At 76.8% G+C, this 2,353-nt stretch carries 1 protein-coding gene and 1 pseudogene; one reads left to right on the top strand and one right to left on the bottom strand.

All coding sequences use genetic code 11. The features are described from left to right. A partial coding sequence (locus ACTWQJ_RS50300; RefSeq protein WP_443313029.1) for an SbcC/MukB-like Walker B domain-containing protein occupies positions 1-2,257 on the top strand: 2,257 nt, incomplete at its 5' end. Positions 2,258-2,259: 2 nt separating this feature from the next. Here the strand turns inward: ACTWQJ_RS50300 and ACTWQJ_RS50295 are convergent. Further along, positions 2,260-2,353 (bottom strand): annotated as a pseudogene (locus tag ACTWQJ_RS50295) (Lrp/AsnC family transcriptional regulator); the annotation flags it as partial.

Genomic DNA, 2,353 nt, shown 5'->3' with positions numbered 1-2,353 from the left:
GACCGCCGCCGCCATCGCCCGCAGCACCGCCCGCGAGCAGCTGACCGTCGCCCGGTGCGGCCTCGCCGCCGCCGAGTCCGCCCAGGCCGCCGCCGACCGCGCGCTCGACGGCGTACGCGAAGTGGACCGATTGCAGAAGCGGTTCGCACAGGCCCAGGAGCGGGCCCGGCTGCTGGAGGAGAGGAGCGAGGCCCACCGGGCGGACCGGCAGCGCATGGAGCGGGGCCGCAACGCCGAGGCGGTGGCGCCCGCCCTGGAGCTGCGGGAGTCCGCCGGCGCCGAACACCGGCAGGCGGCGACGGCCGAGGCACGCGCGCGTGCCGCGCTGCCGGACGGTTTCGCCGAAGCGGGCGCGGCCGGGCTCGCGGCCGCCGCGCGCCGGACCGCCGAGGAGCTGGGCGGCCTCGAATCCGCCCGCCGCGCCGAGCAGCGCCTGGCCGCACTCGGTGAGGAGCGCGCCGACCTCGACCGCCAGGAGCGCGCCGACGAGGACGCCCTCCGGGAGGCGGAGGCCTGGCTGGCCGAGTGGGAGACGACCCGGGCCGGGCTGCAGGCGCGCATCGACTCCGCGCAGGAGGCCGTCTCCAGGGCCGAGCAGCTCGCCGTGCAGCGCGAGCCCGTGCAGCAGCGGCTCGGCGCCGCGCGGCTGCGCGACCAGCTGGCCGGGGACACGGAGCGGGCCCAGCAGCAGGCCCTTGCCTCGGGGGAGCGTGCGCTGCGGGCCCGGGCGCACTGGCTCGACCTGAAGGAACAGCGTCTGGGCGGCATCGCCGCCGAACTCGCCGCGAACCTCGAGGACGGCGAGCCCTGCGCCGTCTGCGGCGCCACCGAACACCCCGCGCCCGCGCGGAAGATCGCCGGGCACGTGGACCGCGAGGCGGAGGAGCGGGCGCTGACCGCCTACCAGCGTGCGGAGGAAGCGCACACCGAGGACGAGCGGCGCCTCGCCCTCGTACGAGAGGCCCTCGCCGCCGCGACCGCCGAAGCAGGCGACGCCCCGACGGAGCAACTCGCCGACGAAGCCAAGGAATTGGAACGGCTCCTCGCACAGGCTCGCCAGGATGCGTCCGGGCTGCACGCCGCGCGCGAGGAACTGCGCCACGCCGAGCACGAACACGAGCGGCGGACCACCGCCCGGCGACAGGCCGAGCTGCGCGCCGCCTCCCGGCTGGCCCGCCGGGAGGCTCTGGACCGCGAAAGGGCGTCCCTGGAAGGGGAGTTGGCGCAGGCGCGGGGCTCCTCGGGCAGTGTGGCCGCGCGCGCCGCGCAACTGGAGCTGCAGGTCGCCCGGCTCACCGAGGCGGCCGACGCGGCCCGCGTCGCCGAGGACACGGCCCAGCGGCTCAAGGACGCCGACGCCCGGCTCGCCGACGCCGCCTTCCGCGCCGGCTTCGACACCCCGCAGGCCGCGGCCGCCGCCCTGCTGGACGACACCGCGCACCGTGAGCTGCAACGACGGCTCGACGCCTGGCAGTCCGAGGAGGCCGCCGTACGCGCGGTCCTGGCCGAGGACGACACCGCGGCCGCCGCCCGGCAGCCGCGCGCCGACCTCGCCACGGCCGAGCGCACGTCAGCGGTGGCGGCCCAGCGGATGCGTGACGCGGCCTCCGCATGCGATGCCGCCGCCCGCCGCTGCAGCGAACTGGACCGGCTCTCCGCGCGGGCCGCCGCCGGGGTACGACGGCTGGGGCCGCTGCGCGAGGAGTACGACCGGGTGGCCCGGCTGGCCGGGCTCGCGGCCGGCACCTCCGCCGAGAACGAGCGCAGGATGCGCCTGGAGTCGTACGTCCTCGCGGCCCGCCTGGAACAGGTGGCCGCCGCCGCGACCGTACGACTGCAACGCATGTCCTCCGGCCGCTACACCCTGGTCCACTCCGACGACCGCACCGGCCGCGGCCGCAGCGGCCTCGGGCTGCACGTCGTCGACGCCTGGACCGGGCGTGAGCGGGACACGGCGACCCTGTCGGGCGGCGAGACGTTCTTCGCGTCGCTCGCGCTCGCCCTCGGTCTCGCGGACGTCGTCACCGACGAGGCGGGCGGGGTGCGGCTCGACACCCTGTTCATCGACGAGGGCTTCGGCAGCCTCGACGACCAGACGCTGGATGAGGTCCTGGACGTCCTCGACTCCCTGCGCGAGCGGGATCGCAGCGTCGGCATCGTCAGCCACGTCGCCGATCTGCGGCGGCGCATCCATGCCCAGTTGGAGGTGGTGAAGGGCAGATCGGGGTCGGTGCTGCGGCAGCGGGGCGTCGGCTGAGCTCACTGGCCCAACGGGCGGCGCGGCAGCGGGGACGAGTAGACCACGCTCGTCGTCACCGAGCCCAGTGCGCCGATCTTGCCGGACACCTCTTCC

Origin of the sequence: Streptomyces sp. KR55 (assembly GCF_052245645.1) — a bacterium.
Taxonomy (GTDB): Bacteria; Actinomycetota; Actinomycetes; order Streptomycetales; family Streptomycetaceae; genus Streptomyces; species Streptomyces flavusporus.
Note: the sequence above shows the minus strand (reverse complement) of the source record. Positions and strands in the feature narration are given on the sequence as shown.